The following is a 15600-nucleotide window of genomic DNA, read 5'->3' as shown; positions in this document are numbered from 1 at the left end:
CCGCATCCGTTATGACCCTTTTTTGACGCGCGTTTGCGGCATGGATAAGGCTTATCCGGGATGTTTTGCAGACAAGAAATTTATAATCGGTCTATCCTTCCACTCAACGCGCCAGCGTCCGGAACATGGACGTCAGATGACCATCTGATTGCTGACAAAACTCGTTACGATTCTGATTCCGATAAACACAACAAATGTGGCGGAAAAGTGGCGCGACGCCTAAATCTGGTCCAACATCACAATCTTATGACCGAGATCAGCCGCCCGTAATCGGCCTCGTTTGCGTGCGTTGTGCGGCGGTAGGAATAGAACCGGTCCGGGTCAGAATACGTGCAGTGCCGGGTCCATTCCCCCTGCCCGACACCGGCCTGCCGCAAGCGGTGCAAACCAAAAGCGGGCAGGTCGAATTGCAGCCGGTCATCCTGACCATTGGCAAAAAAACGCGAGTTGTCCGGAGAATCGGTCATGAAGGTGTCCAGGAGCTCAGGCCCGACCTCATACGCGCGTTGCGAAATGCAGGGACCGATGACGGCGTTGATATTCTGGCGCCTTGCGCCAAGCGCTTCCATGGCGTCCAGCGTCGTCTCCAGCACACCGTCCAGCGCACCGCGCCAACCTGCATGGGCCGCTCCGATCACATTGGCCGACGGGTCGGCAAACAAAACCGGTTGGCAATCTGCCGTCAGAATCGTCAGCGCCAGACCGGGTGTCGCCGTTACGACGGCATCCGCGCGCGGCTTTTCACCTTCCAAAGGCTGTTCAACCGTCAGAACTGTTGGGGAATGCACCTGATGCACGCCGATCATCGCCTCGGGCGCAACACCCATCGCATCAGCAACCCGCCGACGGTTCAGTGCAACAACTTCGGTCTGATCTGACGATCCAAAGCCGCAATTCAACCCGTCGAAGATACCGGAAGAAGCTCCGCCGCGACGGGTGAAGAACCCATGACGAAATGGGGAAAGCAAGTCTGAAGTCAGAATTTCCAGTGTCATGGCTCTAATCCTGGCGGTGGCGCAGCATAGGCCGGATAGAGGCCCATCACTTTGAACAGATTTCCCATTTCGTCCGGGTGCGTCAACCGGCGATGCGCTGCAATCAGGGCATCCAGCTCGGAACCGCTCAGCGCACGGGACAAAGCCTGTGCCCGGGCAGTTATGCCGAGCCGTTCCAGAAACACGCCCTGCGGTGTCAGGCGTGTGTGCCAGCAACCACAGGCGCGGGTCGCGATGGCAAGAGGTTCAAAATCCACATGCGCGGTCAGGTCGGCTTGACCGGGTGCCGCCAGCGGATCGGCGTGCTCGTGGTTTTGCAGGGCTTGCAGCGTATCGCCCAATGAATGCCAGTCGCCATAGTCGACAATCAGCGCGGCACCTCCATGGCTGGCGACCCGACCGGCAATCACGGTCAGAATGGGGATCGCTGCCGCGCACAGCTCGACCAGATCACCATCCCTGGTGTCCGAAAGCCTGTCAGTCAGCGCCACTTGCGGCCCGTTGGGCCCCCGCCCAAACAGCAATTCGCCGTCGCGTTCGCCGACCAGACGTTCATTCCAGCCGTCACTGTCGCGCAGGAACTGCCGGACAGGCAGCGCGTCGAAGAACTCGTTCGCCACCAGCAGCAGTGGCTGGTCCGGCAACTCTGCGACGCTGTCGGCCCAGTTCGGTGTGTAATCCTTCAGGGTGTCCGCCTGCACCTGCTTCAGGGCAGGCGAGGCCTCGACCAGCACAATCCGGGCAGCATCGTGAAATCCCTGCACGGTTCGGGTGGCACGCAGTATATCGCCCATCAGAGTGCCGCGCCCGGGTCCCAACTCGCACAGGGTGAACGGCGCGGGCCGCCCCTGATTCATCCAGCTTTGCGCAAGGCACAGCCCGATCAGCTCGCCAAACATCTGGCTGATTTCCGGTGCCGTGGTGAAATCCCCGGCAGCCCCCAGCGGATCGCGTGTTGTGTAATAGCCCCGCGTGGGATGCAGAAGACATTCGGCCATGTAATCGGCCACGCTCATCGGCCCATCCTGACGGATGCGGGCGACAAGGTGGTCTTTCAAGCTCATTTTGCCCGCCCTGCGCGCAGGACAAACCACAGGCCAAGCGCGATCATGGGCAGCGACAGGATTTGCCCCATGGTCAGACCATATCCGCCCACATGCAAGGCAAGCCCCATCGGATTGCCGGGCGACACGAACTGCGCATCCGGCTGACGGAAGAACTCGACGACAAAGCGCGACGCACCGTAGCCCACCAGAAACAGGCCCATGACAAAGCCCGGTTTGTGAAACGCGCCGCGTCGATAAACCAGCCACAGCAACAGCGCGCCCAGCAACACACCTTCCAGTGCTGCTTCGTATAACTGCGATGGGTGACGCGCGCACATTCCTGCTACCACGCCGGGGCAGTCCTGCGCGGCAAAACCGGGAAAGATGACGGCCCATGGCAGGTCGCTCGGACGGCCCCACAGCTCGGCATTGACGAAATTGGCCAGCCGTCCCAGCAGCAGGCCGGGTGGAACGGTGTAAGCAACCAGATCGCCCAGGGACAGGGTCGGGATCCGATGGCGTCGGGCAAACAGATAAGAGGCAAGGATCACGCCCAGCAGACCCCCGTGAAACGCCATGCCGCCTTGCCAGACCTTCAATATCTCAAACGGATGCGACAGGTAATAGCCGGGTTGGTAAAACAGCACAAAGCCAAGCCGCCCGCCCAGGATCACGCCCAGAATGATCCAGGTGACCAGATCCTCCAGTTGGTCCGGTTTCATCGGTGGGCCGTCGGCTGGCCACAGGGCAGGGCGGCGCAAAGCCACGACCGCCAGCCGCCACGCAATCAGGATGCCCGCGATATAGGCCAGCGCATACCACCTTAACGCGAACTCCATCCCGAACAGCGAGATCGAGAACAGTTCGGGCGACAGATCGGGGAAATTCAGAACAGCCTGCATGTGCGTCTCATTGCCCGGGGATTGCAGGACAAGTCAACCTTGAGCATGCGGCAATCTTTCCCCATATAGAGATCAACCGCGATACCGGAGTAAAGATATGCAAACCCGCAACAAGATACTGGACGACGTGTCCCAGCTGATGACCAACGCCATGGGTGTCGCGCAGGGCGCGCGGGAAGAGGCCGAAAATGCGATGAAGTCGATGATCGATCGCTGGCTTGCCGATCGCGATTTTGTCACGCGTGAAGAATTCGACGCCGTCCGCGCCATGGCCCAGAAAGCGCGTGAAGAAAACGCCGCTCTCGAAGCCCGCATTGCCGCGCTTGAGGCAAAACAGGACAAGTGACGCCCCGAGCGTTTCCTGTTTTCACAATTTTGGACAAACTCTGACGCCGCGCAATCCAGCCGGGATTGTACGGCGCCGTGCATTCTGAAGCATCGCGGGATTTAATCAAGACAAAGCTGGTTCAAGAGTCAATATTTTGATCCCCGTTGCTTTCTGTCCACAACTTATTGCTGTTATCCCCAACAAATAGGGTTGCCAGAACCAGCGCCGCATCGCACCATATTTAGTACAGGCCAATGGGGGAAGCCCGGTTTGTAGAGCAGGCAACTAGCGCTGGGGCGCTGCCAGCCCCGAAATGCTAGAGATTAGTGAGGTGGCATTATGGCCCTTTCCGAGCAGTATCTCGAAGAAGACATTCATCCGATCGACATTGTTGAACATCTGGCCGAACATCACGACTGGGATTTTGATCGTATAGGGGACGATCAGATTGCCATGGCTGTCGAAGGCCAGTGGCGCACCTATTCGATCACACTCGCCTGGTCCAACTATGACGAAACGCTGCGGATGGTGTGCTCGTTCGAAATGGAACCGCCGGCCGAGCGGGAAATGCAGCTCTATGAGCTGCTCAACAAGATGAATGATCAGTGCTGGGCAGGTGCCTTTACCTATTGGGCAAACCAGAAGCTGATGGTGTACCGGTATGGGCTGGTCCTCGCCGGCGGACAGACAGCCAGCGCGGAGCAGATCGACACGATGATCACCGCTGCCGTCATGAGCGCAGAACGGTACTACCCGGCGATCCAACTGGTCACCTGGGGAAATCGAGGACCAGAAGAAGCCATGCAAGTGGCCATTGCAGAGGCCTACGGCCGGGCGTAAAGCTTGCCCCAAACCGACATGTAAAGCGGGAGGGGCAAATGGACATGACGCGTGTGGCCGAACAGGGGCTTGTGCTTCTGGGGTGCGGAAAGATGGGGTCCGCAATGCTGGCGGGATGGCTGGAACACGGCCTCCCGCCAGCGTCCGTTTGGGTGATCGACCCACACCCATCCGACTGGCTGAAGGCGCAGGGCGTCAACATCAACACACCCCTGCCCGAAGCCCCCGCCGTGGTGTTGGTCGCGGTCAAGCCGCAGATGATGGGCGAGGCATTGCCCGCCATTCAGGCGCTGGGTGGTGGCAGCAGTCTATTTATTTCGGTCGCGGCGGGCACCTCGATTGCCACGTTCGAATCCGTTCTGGGCAGCGACACCCCGATCATTCGCGCCATGCCCAATACGCCCGCCGCCATCCGTCAGGGCATTACCGCGCTGATCGGGAATTCAAACGCATCACCTGATGATCTGACGCTTGCGGAAAACCTGCTCTCGGCCATTGGCGAAACGGTACTGCTGACGGATGAGGCGCAGATGGATGCGGTCACCGGCCTCAGCGGATCCGGGCCCGCCTATGTGTTTCATCTGATTGAAACGCTTGCCAAAGCCGGCGAGGCGCACGGCCTGCCACATGACCTTGCGATGAAACTGGCCAAATCGACGGTGGCCGGGGCCGGAGCGCTGGCAAAGGCCGCAGACGAGGATCCGTCACAACTGCGGATCAATGTAACCTCGCCGAACGGCACGACCCAGGCCGCGCTTGAGGTGCTGATGCATGAAGAACGCGGCTTCCCTGACTTGCTGCACCGTGCGGTCAAGGCCGCAACCGACCGATCCAAGGAGCTGTCACGTGAGTGAGATTTCTTTCGACGACTTTCTCAAGGTCGATATCCGCGTGGGTGAGGTGATCCGCGCTGAACCTTATCCCGAAGCCCGCAAGCCCGCGATCAAGATGTGGATCGATTTCGGTGATGAGATCGGCGAGCGCAAGACGTCGGCCCAGATCACCGCGCATTATGATCCGTCGACTCTGGTGGGCAAACAGGTCATGGCCGTGGTCAATTTTCCCCCTCGCCAGATCGGGAGGTTCATGTCCGAGGTTCTGGTGCTGGGTCTGCCCGATGAAAACGGCGAGATTGTTCTGATCGGTCCCGACGGCAGAGTTCCGACAGGCGGGCGGATGCACTGATGAAACTGCTGATCACACGCCCGATGACGCCGGCAGTCGAGGCCCGCGCCCGCGCCGCGTTTGACGTTGAGATTCGTAAAAATACGGCGCCCATGACGGGCCGGGAAATGCTGTCCGCTCTGACGGATTTCGACGTGGTCGTGCCCACGCTGGGCGATCAGTTCTCGGCTCGGATATTTGCGGATGCAGGCTCGCCTCGATGCAAGCTACTGGCCAATTTTGGCGTCGGCTACAACCACATCGATGTCGAGGCAGCGCGCGCCGCATCAGTCGCAGTGACCAACACGCCCGGCGCAGTCACCGGTGCCACGGCGGATATCGCCATGACCCTGCTGTTGAGCACGGCCCGGCGCGCGGGCGAAGGCGAACGGCTGGTCCGCGCAGGCCAATGGCAGGGTTGGCATCCCACGCAAATGCTGGGTCACCATGTAACGGGCAAACGCGTCGGTATCGTCGGGATGGGCCGTATCGGGCAGGCCATCGCGCGCCGGTGCCATTTCGGTTTTGAAATGCAGGTGGCCTATCAATCCCGAAGCGCCAAGAAACTGGGCTTCCCGGCCGAGTTCACACCTGACCTTAAAGCACTCGCCGCCTCGGTCGATTTCCTTGTGCTCGCCGTTCCCGGCGGTGCCGAAACCCGACACCTGATCGATGCGCAGGTTCTTGAGACGATGAAACCTTCGGCCATTCTGGTCAATATCGCGCGGGGAGAGGTTGTAGATGAAGCGGCCCTCGTCGCGGCGTTGCAAAAAGGTCAGATCGCGGGGGCGGGGCTGGATGTCTACGAGTTCGAACCCGAAGTACCACAGGCGCTCTGTGAAATGGAAAACGTCACCCTGCTGCCCCATCTGGGCACAGCCACCGAAGAGGTGCGCAGCAGCATGGGACACATGGCCCTGGATAACGTAGCGGCCTTTGTGGCGGGCGAGGCATTGCCCAACCCGGTCTAGTCGCCCACCGCCTCGCGCCAATGCTTGCGGCAGAGTGAGATATAGGTCTCGTTGCCTCCGATCTGAACCTGGGCACCTTCGGTGATGGCTTTGCCGTTTTCGTCCTGACGTATCACCATCGTGGCCTTGCGTCCGCATTTGCATATGGTGCGGACTTCACGCATCTCATCGGCCAGCGCCAGCAGCGCCGCTGATCCCGGAAACAGCTTGCCCTGAAAATCCACCCGCAGCCCGTAGGCCAGCACCGGTACGTCCAGATCGTCGACGGCGCGCGCCAATTGCCAGACCTGCGCTTCGGACAGGAACTGGGCCTCGTCGATGAACACGCAGGTTACGGGACCTTCGTTCAGACGATTTCGGATCATCGCAAAGACGTCGTCGCCGGGTGTGAAGGTATCAGCCTCCTCCGAGATGCCGATGCGCGATGCGATCCGTCCGGCACCCGCCCTTCCGTCAATGGCTGCGGTCATCAGGTAGGTCTGCATCCCGCGCTCGCGATAGTTATGCGAGGCTTGCAGCAACACGGTCGATTTCCCCGCGTTCATGGTTGAATAGTTGAAGTACAGCTTTGCCATGACGCGGGTCTAAAACGCTTGTGGAAAAGGAACAAGATATCAATCGTTTTGGTGGAGCGACGTCGCCGTTGCGTTCGCAGAGGCCGAGCTACGCTCTAGGGGATGGAACCCCCACATCTGCAACAGCGACGCCGTCGGCCAACATGTGGCCAAAACGCAGCAAGGTTTAACAATATCACCCTGCAATCACTCATTACCGGCTTGAACTGCCGCCACTCACTCACAAAATCCCCCGCATATCTGAGGGATAGCCAATGTATGACATTTCAATTATGACTTGGTTATGGGAAATTTACCCACGCTTTCCCCTGTTTGGACAACGGGCAGGCGTTTGCAGGTAACAAAGGTAAAACAATGGCAGATATCGGGGCCTATCTGAAAAAACACACAGAAGCGCTGGTTAAAGATGTTGGAATCGAAGCCGCGTGCGAAATTACAGGAAAATCCAAGGCGACTTTAGGACGGTACTATTCCGACAATGCTGAACACGAGGACAGGTTCATGCCTGTGGACGCGGTGGCCCGCCTTGAAAACGTGGCGACATTTCCGCATGTAACGTCGGCTTTGGCAGATCTGAAGAACATCACCTTGTCCTATTGCGACAGCAACACAGCCACACCCCGCACCGGTGGTGTTAATTCGGATGTCATAGCGCTCAGCCAGCGGTTTGCGATGTTGATGACCGAGTATCAGGCCGCAATCGAAGACGGAATCATCACGGTCAACGAAGCCAAGCGGCTGCTGAAAGAAACCAGCTTGCTGCAACAGGTTCTGATCGAGATGAAACTGCATCTTGAAGAAGAAAGCGTCAGCTAGCCGGGATCCGGAGCCGTTGCGCCCATGACTGGCCACATTCCGCCTGTATGGCTTAGCTGTATTCACTCGTCAAAAGGAAGAAACGCTGACTGGGCCTTTTGCCTCAATTCAGTCACGTCTGTCCTGTAAGGTCCGTCGCGGGCAAGATCGTCAAGGGCAGAGGACCATGCAGAATTCGCAGGGAACATACAGTCTTTTCGCAGACCGGCTGGTTCTGCGATTTTTTGTATGCGCCTATGCGGTACTTCTGGTTCTTATGGCCCTAAGTGGTCATCAGGAAGGCTCTGACGACGTAATGCGCTGGGTGGTCGTGCAGGATCTGTTGCAGGGGCAGGGCTGGTTCGACAGCCGACAGTATCGGCTGGGGCCCGAGGGCGGTACGCTGATGCATTGGTCTCGACTGATCGACGCGCCGATTGCCTTGCTCTACAGAACATTCGGGTTGGTCTTGCAGCCTGATATGGCCCTTCACGTGACGGCTTTTGTCTGGCCCTCACTTTTGGCGGGTCTGACCTTGTGGGCCTTTGCCGTGACGGGAAGCGTTTTGGGCGCGCGGGAAGGTGCTGTTTCGGCGCTGGTTGTGGGTGTGTTGGCGCTCGAACACTCCCGGAAGTTCGACTATTTTTCGTTTGATCACCACAATGCTCAGATTCTTCTGTTCGCCACGGCCCTGATGCTGTTCGCATTGCGCAGGGACAAACCATATGCCGGATGGTTGCTGGGTGCCTGCCTGGCGCTTTCGGTATCGATAGGCACCGAATCGATATTGCAGATCGCGCTTGTCGCAATATTCTTTGCCGTTGATTGGATCATCAATGGTGAACCGGCCCGCCGCCCGACCATGGCATTTGGTGTAGGGCTGACCGTGACGCTTGTGCTGATCAGCCTTGCAACTACAGGACAAAAGGCCTTTCTGTTCCCAAGCTGTGACGCCCTGACACTCAGTGTGGCGTTACCGGCAAGCGTCGCCGCGATGGGTCTTTGCGCTGCAGCCCGGGTCGGGTCTGCTTGGCCGCTTTGGGGCCGCATCAGTGCGTTCCTTGCGGTTGGTGCGATGACCTTGGCCTGCGCTTACAGCTTTGCCCCGCATTGCCTCAGCAACCCGATCGAAGCCCTGCCTCAGGACATGCGGGACTACTGGCTGAGCCAGGTGGCAGAAGCGCAGAAAATCAGTGTCATATTGGAGCTGCACAGGGGCGAAGTTCTGGCCCTGATCGCAATGTCGTTCGTCACCATGGCAGCCGCCCTGATCTTTGCAGTCAGGTCGCCTTTCAGATTGGAATACGCCCTGTTTCTGGCACTGATCGTGACCGGCCTGATGGTGTTCCTCTATCAGTCCAGAATGATGACGTTCCTGGGTGTTTCGCTGGTGGCTGTCCAGGCGCAGATCCTGCGTGTCCTGTACACCCGCTATGCGAGCAGTCGCCGCGCGGTATCTGGGCTTGCGATGGTTGCTTTTGTTCTCTGCATCTCACCGAAAATCGGTGCAAGTATCGAGGAACAACTGGGGCGTTTTGCCGGGCCGTCTCTTGCCGCACCGGCGCTGCCGGCCCGACAGTCACGGCAAAACTCCGGGGCATCCTGCAAAACGCCCGAAGCCTATGCGGCCCTGCGTGATCTTCCAGCCGGGAGAGTTCTTGTTGATTTCGACTTTGCCGCAAACGTTCTGCGCCATACCGACCATTCTGTTCTGGCGGGCAATTACCATCGGAATCAGGCTGGAATTTTGGCGCAGATCGAACTGTTCCGCTCGGATGCCTCTCAGATCGGGTCACGTCTGACTGAGCTGGATGTGGATTACGTCATGCTCTGCACGTCCGCGCCGCGGGCCGAATTCTGGTTCTGGGCCTCACAGGGTCGTGGTTTGCAATCGCACTTGGTTGCAGGTGAAATCCCTGACTACCTCATGCGGGTACAAACTACGGAAGATGCGGCGTTCCAGGTCTTCAAAGTGACAGCGCTACGCTAGGCCGGACAAAACCTGCCATCAAGCGTGGCGTTTCACGATCACCGACCCAACGGAATACCCAGCACCAAAGGAACATATCAGGCCAAGATCCCCTTCCTGCAAGTCGTCGGAATACTTCGAAAACGCGATGATCGACCCCGCAGATGACGTGTTGGCATAATCCTGAAGGATGTTTGGTTGCTCGCCCGCCTCGGGTTCGCGGCCCAGAACCTTCTTGCCGATGAAGTCGTTCATCGTCTTGTTGGCCTGATGCAGCCACAGGCGTTTCAGGTCGGTGTTTCTGATCCCTTCGGCATTCATATGGTCGCTGATATGCTTGCTGACCATCGGCAGTACTTCCTTGAACACTTTCCGACCGTTTTGCATGAACTGCATGTCACGCCGGTCGGCCAGCCCGTCAGGGAGTGAGCGGCGCAGAAAGCCGTTGTTGTTACGAATATTGTTGGAAAACACCGTGGCGCAACGCGTCGACAAGATCTCGAAATGCGGCCCCTGGGCGTCTTCGATCCGTTCGATCAGCGTCGCTGTTGCCACATCGCCAAAGATGAAATGACAATCCCGGTCGCGCCACTCCAGATGGCCCGAGCAGATTTCGGGGTTCACCACCAACGCCGCACGCACCGATCCCGACCGCACCATATCCGCCGCAGCCTGAATACCGAACGTGGCCGACGAACAGGCGACGTTCATGTCAAAGCCGTATCCGTCGATTCCCAGTTCCTGCTGAATTTCGATCGCAATTGCCGGATAGGCGCGCTCGTGGTTCGAGGCCGCGCAGATCACCAGATCAATATCCGCCGCGGTGCGCCCCGCCTGTGCCAGCGCCTTGTTGCAGGCGTCCACCGCCATCTCGGTCATGATGCCGGGTTCGTCATCGCTGCGCTGCCGCAGAGACGGGTGCATCACGTCCGGGTCGAGCACACCGCTCTTGTCCATCACGTAACGGTTCTCGATCCCTGATGCCTTGACGATGAACTCTTCAGATGAATGCTGCATCGGCTCCATCTGCCCGGCGGCGATGGCTTCGGCATTCTTCGCGTTCTGCTTGTCGGCATAAGCGTTGAATGCCTCGACAAGCTCGGCATTGGTGATGACGTTCTGAGGCGTGAAGACACCGGTACCGGTGATGGCGGGGGTATACATGGCGGGCCCTGAATGTTTCGGATTTGCCCAAAATGCAGTCATGGTGTGATTTGATCAAGGCATGTTGACCTAAGGGAATGCGCGCAGCGCGGCAGTTTCATATCTTGAATAGTTCAGAAACTGAAGTATATGACCCCTCCAAGCGCGCGGAGATCCCCCATGCCCGACGATATCAGTTCCAGACTTGGCCGCCTCAGCCCCGAGATTCAGGCGATCATGGGGGTGTATGCCCTGTACTGGAAACTGGAAGAGACATTTGACTGCATCGAGACCGACCTGAGCCACCCCGAATGCCACATGCTGATCAAGCTGGATCAGCCGAAACGCATGGGGGTCCTGGCTGCTGACATGCTGAGCGTACCGTCCACAATCACCGCAACCGCGGATTCCCTGGAAAAAGCAGGCTATCTGACGCGCGAGCATGACCCCGAAGACCGCCGCGCCTGGTTGCTGGTGCTGACCGAGCAGGGTGAAGAGGTCCGCAACATGCTGGTGGCCGAGGCCGGAGACCTGTTTCACAGGGCCTCGGGTCTGAACGAAGAAGAAACAGCCGAATTCGCGCGACTGGCGCGCAAAATCCGTGACAACGTTTTGAAAACGGGAATTCCCGAGGGACTGAAGAAATGAAACTCCTGACCTCTCTGGGCCTTGCACTGGCCGTTCTGGCAACTCCGATTGCCGCTCAAGATACTCAGAAACCGGTAAAGCTGATGCAGGTGCGCGAAACGGCGCCCGGCTTCACCCGACAGTTTTTCGGCCGTGTTGCGGCGCGGCAGACGGTCGATCTTGCCTTTCAGGTCGCCGGTCAGATCGTCGAGATGCCGGTCAACGAAGGGTTTGTCATCGCCAAAGGCGGCCTGATTGCGCGACTGGATCAGGAGCCATTCGAACTGCGGCTTGAGCGGGCGCAGCTTCAAAAGGAACAGGCCGACCGAACCGTAGCGCGCCTGTCGCGTTTGCGTGGCACCACGGCCAGTCAGGTGGCGGTCGATGACGCAGAGACCGAAGCGCAACTGGCCGCGATCGCTCTGCGCGACGCGGAATACGAGCTGGAACACGCAACACTGACCGCGCCATTTGACGCGCTGGTCTCCAGCCGCGCGGTCGAGGCTTTCACCACCGTATCGGCAGGCACGCCCATCGTCCGCATTCACGACATGTCCGAATTGCGCATCGAGGTCGACGTTCCCGAGATCCTGTTTCAACGCTCAGGCCAGAATGACGACATCACCATCACTGCCAAGTTCCCCGTAAGTGATGAAGTCTTCCCGTTGGAAATTCGTGAATTCGACGCTGAAACCTCCAGCGTCGGGCAGACCTTCCGCATCCAGTTCGGCCTGACCCCGCCCGAGGGGCTGCAAATTCTTCCCGGCTCGTCCGTCACCGTCAACGTAAAGGTTCAGGATGAACGCACAGGCATTGTTGTGCCAGCGACGGCCGTTGTTGCTGATGCAACAGGCGAGCTGAGCGTCATGGTGTTCTCGCCGGTTGGTGCGGATGAAGGCACGGTCCGCCGCGTTCCGGTGACGATTGAGCCCACGCAGACGGGCGATGTTCGGGTTTTGACGGGCTTGTCCGACGATGACGAAGTTGTTGTGGCTGGCGGCGCCGTGCTGACAGACGGTCAGCCCGTGCGCCGGTTCACCGGCTTCGCGAACTGAGGGGCTGACAGATGAACATCGCGCGCGCCTCGATCGATCGACCGCTTTACACATGGCTGATTATCCTAATCGCTCTGTTTGGGGGCATCTGGGGGTTCACGTCGCTTGGTCGCTTGGAAGACCCGGCTTTCACCATCAAGAACGCGGTCATCGCCACGCAGTATCCCGGTGCGACGGCGGAACAGGTGGCGCTGGAAGTGTCCGAGCCCTTGGAATCCGCGATCCAGCAAATGGGCGAGGTGGATGTCATAACCTCGGTCAACCAACCCGGACAATCGTTGATCGAGGTAGAGATCAAGTCGACTTACGACGGCACCGAACTACCCGATATCTGGACCCGCCTGCGGGCCAAGGTGCGTGATGCCGCCCGCGGGCTTCCGTCGGGTGTCAGCCAACCTTACGTGAATGACGGGTTCGGTGATGTATTCGGCCTGTTCTATGCGGTGACCGCCGAAGGGTTCTCGGACGCCGAAAAGCATGAACTGGCAACGTTTCTGCGACGGGAATTGCTGACCGTGGACGGTGTCGCCGATGTCGAGGTTCAGGGCCTGCCGGACGAGGCGATTTTTGTCGAACCCGACCTTGCGATTTCGGTGAACCAGAACGTCCCGCTTCAAGCAATCAACGAAGCTATCGCCAATGCGGACTCGGTGAATTCCTCGGGGTCCTTACGCTCTGAAAACGACCGCACCACCATTCTGACCGCCGAAGGCTCGGACAGTGTCTCGGCCATTGCGGGCCTGTCCGTCGGCTCGCAAGGGCAGGTGATCAACCTGTTCGACATGTCCGATGTCTATCGCGCGCGTCAGAACGATCCGGACATCGTGATCCGGTATAACGGTACCGAAGCGTTCACCCTCGGCATCGCTGGTCTGGCCACGGAAAACATCGTCGAGGTCGGTAAACGGGCTGACGCCAAATTTGCTGAGCTAGAGACGAACATCCCCTTCGGGGTCGATATTCTGCCGATCTACCAGCAACATGTGGTGGTCGAGCAGGCCTCGAACGACTTCCTTGTCAATCTGGCCATGTCAGTGACGATTGTGGTCGCCGTGCTGGGTATCTTCATGGGGTGGCGCGCGGCCATCGTCGTCGGCTCGACATTGCTGCTGACAGTGGTCGGCACGCTTCTGTTCATGTCGCTGTTTTCAATCGAGATGGAGCGGATTTCGCTGGGTGCACTGATCATCGCCATGGGGATGCTTGTAGACAATGCCATCGTCGTGGCCGAGGGGATGCAGATCGCGATGCTGCGCGGAAAAAATTCGCGCGATGCGGCGGAAGATGTGGCGGCAAAAACCCAGATCCCCCTTCTGGGGGCCACCGTGATCGGCATCATGGCCTTTGCCGGGATCGGGCTCAGCCCGGATGCGACGGGTGAGTTTCTGTTTTCTCTGTTTGCGGTGATCGGTATCTCATTGCTGCTCAGCTGGATACTTGCCATCACTGTGACGCCCTTGCTTGGCCACTATTTCTTCAAGCAAGGCAAGGAAGGTGAGATCGACGCTTACGGAGGCATCCTGTTCCGCACCTATGGTGCGATCCTGCGCTTTGCGCTGCGCTTCCGCTGGCTGGTTGTTGCCGGGCTCGTTGGAGTAACGGTGGTGTGCTACGCCGGGTTTGGGCTGATGAAACAGCAGTTCTTCCCCAATTCGAACACGCCTTTGTTCTTTGTGCATTACAAGCTGCCACAGGGCACACCGATTGCACGTACGGCGCAGGATATGGCGGTGTTCGAAGACTGGCTGGCCCAACGCGAAGATGTGGTTTCGGTCACGACATTCGTCGGTCAGGGGGCAACCCGGTTCATGCTGACCTATTCGGCGGAAAAACCGAACCCGAGCTATGGCCACATGATCATCCGCACGGAAAGCCTGGATGACATCCCGGCATTGCAGGCGGACCTGGAAGCGTTCGGGTCGGTCCAGTTCCCGGAAGGAGAGTTCGGAACCAAGCGTCTGGTCTTTGGCCCCGGTGGCGGCGATCCGATTCAGGCCCGGTTCTCGGGCAGCGATCCGGTGGTTCTGCGACAACTTGCGGACGAGGCCGTGCAGCGCATGGCAGCGGCGTCGCCCAACGCGCTGCTCGTTCATCATGACTGGCGCGAACAGGAACTGGCGGTGCAACCGATCTATGCCACAGAACGGGCGCAGACCGCGGGTGTCACGCGCGAGGATATCGCGGCCACCCTACAATTCTCGACCGACGGCATCACCGGCGGCGTGTTCCGCGAACGGGATCGTTTGATTCCGATCATCCTGCGCCGACCGGCTGATGGAGATTACTCGATTGTCGATCAGGTGGTGTACTCGGATCAGTCCGGGAAATTTGTACCAATCGAACAGATGGTCGATGGATTCGAGTACAAATCCCTCAATACGCTGGTTCACCGTCGCGACCGTGTTCTGACCATCACCGTCGGCGCTGACATCCCGCCCGATCTGACGGCTGCACATGTGCATGCCGAAGTGCGGGACGCCATCGAGGCAATCGAACTGCCACCGGGCTACAAGATGGAATGGGGTGGCGAGTTCGAAAACTCGCGCGATGCGCAGGAAAGTCTGGGTAAGCAATTGCCGCTGAGCCTGCTGATAATGGTGTTGATCTCGGTTCTGCTGTTCAATGCAATCCGTCAGCCGATCATCATCTGGCTGCTGGTTCCGATGTCGGTAAACGGCGTGGTGATTGGCCTGTTGGGAACAGGTTTGCCCTTCACCTTTACGGCCCTTCTGGGTCTGCTCAGCCTGTCGGGAATGTTGATCAAGAACGGTATCGTTCTGGTGGAAGAGATCGACCTTGTTCGCGCCACAGGTAAACCCCTGCGCGAGTCCATCGTCGAAGCCTCCGTCTCACGTTTGCGTCCTGTTATGCTGGCGGCCATCACGACCATTCTGGGTATGGCGCCTTTGCTGACGGACGCGTTCTTTGTCTCGATGGCGGTGACGATCATGGGCGGGCTGGCTTTTGCGACCGTCCTGACAATGGTTGCCGCGCCGGTGTTCTACCTGCTCTTCTTTGCGCGGGATGAAAAACGCGAGGCACAGGCAGTCTGAAAACGGTCTGTGACCGGGTCCGGGCTTGATCGGACGGACCCGGTTGGATCAGATCAATGGGACAAACGGCACATCACATGCAGCCAGAACTGTATGTAACGTGAGAACCAGAAATATGCGGATTGATCCACTTTCCT

General features: G+C 58.7%; 15 protein-coding genes. 10 read left to right on the top strand and 5 right to left on the bottom strand.

The genetic code is table 11. The features are described 5' to 3' along the window. Positions 1 to 236: 236 nt before the first annotated feature. From pgeF to lgt, 3 genes are read right to left on the bottom strand one after another with little or no spacing between them, the layout of a single operon-like run. Entirely contained in the window at positions 237 to 995 is a 759-nt protein-coding gene (gene pgeF, locus AC2FEB_RS15660) for a peptidoglycan editing factor PgeF (protein ID WP_496674271.1), read from the bottom strand. Beyond that, on the bottom strand, positions 992 to 2059 hold the full coding sequence (locus tag AC2FEB_RS15655; protein WP_496674274.1) for a class I SAM-dependent methyltransferase: 1068 nt from the start codon (positions 2057 to 2059) through the stop codon (positions 992 to 994). The genes pgeF and AC2FEB_RS15655 overlap by 4 nt, the downstream gene beginning before the upstream one ends. After that, a complete protein-coding gene (gene lgt / locus AC2FEB_RS15650) occupies positions 2056 to 2943 on the bottom strand; it encodes a prolipoprotein diacylglyceryl transferase (RefSeq protein WP_117867902.1) in 888 nt (295 codons plus the stop codon). Before lgt ends, AC2FEB_RS15655 begins: the two co-directional genes overlap by 4 nt. A 97-nt stretch (positions 2944 to 3040) precedes the next feature. On the opposite strand from lgt, the gene AC2FEB_RS15645 reads away from it, so the two are divergent. From AC2FEB_RS15645 to AC2FEB_RS15625, 5 genes are all read left to right on the top strand, one after another. Next, positions 3041 to 3289, top strand: coding sequence for an accessory factor UbiK family protein (locus AC2FEB_RS15645; RefSeq protein ID WP_117867904.1), 249 nt, complete (start codon positions 3041 to 3043; stop codon positions 3287 to 3289). A gap of 321 nt (positions 3290 to 3610) precedes the next feature. Then, a complete protein-coding gene (locus tag AC2FEB_RS15640) occupies positions 3611 to 4111 on the top strand; it encodes a type III secretion system chaperone family protein (RefSeq protein WP_117867906.1) in 501 nt (166 codons plus the stop codon). Between the two features lie 38 nt (positions 4112 to 4149). Then, a complete protein-coding gene (gene proC, locus AC2FEB_RS15635) occupies positions 4150 to 4965 on the top strand; it encodes a pyrroline-5-carboxylate reductase (RefSeq protein WP_117867908.1) in 816 nt (271 codons plus the stop codon). Continuing rightward, positions 4958 to 5296, top strand: a complete 339-nt coding sequence (locus AC2FEB_RS15630) for a tRNA-binding protein (protein WP_117867910.1) — start codon at positions 4958 to 4960, stop codon at positions 5294 to 5296. The genes proC and AC2FEB_RS15630 overlap by 8 nt, the downstream gene beginning before the upstream one ends. Then, positions 5296 to 6246: a 2-hydroxyacid dehydrogenase gene (locus AC2FEB_RS15625; RefSeq protein ID WP_496674282.1), complete on the top strand. Its 951-nt coding sequence runs from the start codon at positions 5296 to 5298 to the stop codon at positions 6244 to 6246. Before AC2FEB_RS15630 ends, AC2FEB_RS15625 begins: the two co-directional genes overlap by 1 nt. Here AC2FEB_RS15625 and AC2FEB_RS15620 read toward each other — a convergent pair. Continuing rightward, on the bottom strand, positions 6243 to 6821 hold the full coding sequence (locus AC2FEB_RS15620) for a thymidine kinase (protein WP_496674285.1): 579 nt from the start codon (positions 6819 to 6821) through the stop codon (positions 6243 to 6245). The genes AC2FEB_RS15625 and AC2FEB_RS15620 overlap by 4 nt on opposite strands. Positions 6822 to 7175: 354 nt before the next feature. Here AC2FEB_RS15620 and AC2FEB_RS15615 point away from each other — a divergent pair, with 354 nt between their 5' ends. Together AC2FEB_RS15615 and AC2FEB_RS15610 are read left to right on the top strand one after the other, a co-directional pair. Further along, entirely contained in the window at positions 7176 to 7637 is a 462-nt protein-coding gene (locus tag AC2FEB_RS15615; RefSeq protein WP_117872550.1) for a hypothetical protein, read from the top strand. Between the two features lie 166 nt (positions 7638 to 7803). Continuing rightward, positions 7804 to 9606 (top strand): hypothetical protein, encoded by a 1803-nt coding sequence (locus AC2FEB_RS15610; protein WP_496884210.1) that lies wholly within the window; start codon positions 7804 to 7806, stop codon positions 9604 to 9606. A gap of 18 nt (positions 9607 to 9624) precedes the next feature. Here AC2FEB_RS15610 and AC2FEB_RS15605 read toward each other — a convergent pair whose 3' ends face one another. Further along, positions 9625 to 10749, bottom strand: a complete 1125-nt coding sequence (locus AC2FEB_RS15605; protein WP_496884209.1) for a beta-ketoacyl-ACP synthase III — start codon at positions 10747 to 10749, stop codon at positions 9625 to 9627. 159 nt (positions 10750 to 10908) lie between these two features. Between AC2FEB_RS15605 and AC2FEB_RS15600 the strand changes: the two genes are divergently transcribed. From AC2FEB_RS15600 to AC2FEB_RS15590, 3 genes are read left to right on the top strand one after another with little or no spacing between them, the layout of a single operon-like run. Next, positions 10909 to 11376, top strand: coding sequence for a MarR family winged helix-turn-helix transcriptional regulator (locus tag AC2FEB_RS15600; RefSeq protein ID WP_299895400.1), 468 nt, complete (start codon positions 10909 to 10911; stop codon positions 11374 to 11376). After that, on the top strand, positions 11373 to 12410 hold the full coding sequence (locus tag AC2FEB_RS15595) for an efflux RND transporter periplasmic adaptor subunit (protein ID WP_117867920.1): 1038 nt from the start codon (positions 11373 to 11375) through the stop codon (positions 12408 to 12410). Before AC2FEB_RS15600 ends, AC2FEB_RS15595 begins: the two co-directional genes overlap by 4 nt. A gap of 11 nt (positions 12411 to 12421) precedes the next feature. Continuing rightward, positions 12422 to 15463 carry an efflux RND transporter permease subunit gene (locus AC2FEB_RS15590; protein WP_496674295.1) on the top strand — a complete coding sequence of 1014 codons (3042 nt, stop codon included), beginning with the start codon at positions 12422 to 12424 and terminating at the stop codon, positions 15461 to 15463. Positions 15464 to 15600 lie beyond the last annotated feature (137 nt).

The sequence above is a fragment of the Ruegeria sp. YTSC106 genome (genome assembly GCF_059609765.1).
This window is presented reverse-complemented; position numbering and strand designations above follow the sequence as displayed.

What these genes read in the sequence shown, in the direction of transcription:
- pgeF (WP_496674271.1), bottom strand. Translation starts at nt 995, where the DNA reads ATGACACTGGAAATTCTGACTTCAGACTTGCTTTCCCCATTTCGTCAT.
- AC2FEB_RS15655 (WP_496674274.1), bottom strand. Translation starts at nt 2,059, where the DNA reads ATGAGCTTGAAAGACCACCTTGTCGCCCGCATCCGTCAGGATGGGCCG.
- lgt (WP_117867902.1), bottom strand. Translation starts at nt 2,943, where the DNA reads ATGCAGGCTGTTCTGAATTTCCCCGATCTGTCGCCCGAACTGTTCTCG.
- AC2FEB_RS15645 (WP_117867904.1), top strand. Translation starts at nt 3,041, where the DNA reads ATGCAAACCCGCAACAAGATACTGGACGACGTGTCCCAGCTGATGACC.
- AC2FEB_RS15640 (WP_117867906.1), top strand. Translation starts at nt 3,611, where the DNA reads ATGGCCCTTTCCGAGCAGTATCTCGAAGAAGACATTCATCCGATCGAC.
- proC (WP_117867908.1), top strand. Translation starts at nt 4,150, where the DNA reads ATGGACATGACGCGTGTGGCCGAACAGGGGCTTGTGCTTCTGGGGTGC.
- AC2FEB_RS15625 (WP_496674282.1), top strand. Translation starts at nt 5,296, where the DNA reads ATGAAACTGCTGATCACACGCCCGATGACGCCGGCAGTCGAGGCCCGC.
- AC2FEB_RS15620 (WP_496674285.1), bottom strand. Translation starts at nt 6,821, where the DNA reads ATGGCAAAGCTGTACTTCAACTATTCAACCATGAACGCGGGGAAATCG.
- AC2FEB_RS15615 (WP_117872550.1), top strand. Translation starts at nt 7,176, where the DNA reads ATGGCAGATATCGGGGCCTATCTGAAAAAACACACAGAAGCGCTGGTT.
- AC2FEB_RS15610 (WP_496884210.1), top strand. Translation starts at nt 7,804, where the DNA reads ATGCAGAATTCGCAGGGAACATACAGTCTTTTCGCAGACCGGCTGGTT.
- AC2FEB_RS15605 (WP_496884209.1), bottom strand. Translation starts at nt 10,749, where the DNA reads ATGTATACCCCCGCCATCACCGGTACCGGTGTCTTCACGCCTCAGAAC.
- AC2FEB_RS15600 (WP_299895400.1), top strand. Translation starts at nt 10,909, where the DNA reads ATGCCCGACGATATCAGTTCCAGACTTGGCCGCCTCAGCCCCGAGATT.
- AC2FEB_RS15595 (WP_117867920.1), top strand. Translation starts at nt 11,373, where the DNA reads ATGAAACTCCTGACCTCTCTGGGCCTTGCACTGGCCGTTCTGGCAACT.
- AC2FEB_RS15590 (WP_496674295.1), top strand. Translation starts at nt 12,422, where the DNA reads ATGAACATCGCGCGCGCCTCGATCGATCGACCGCTTTACACATGGCTG.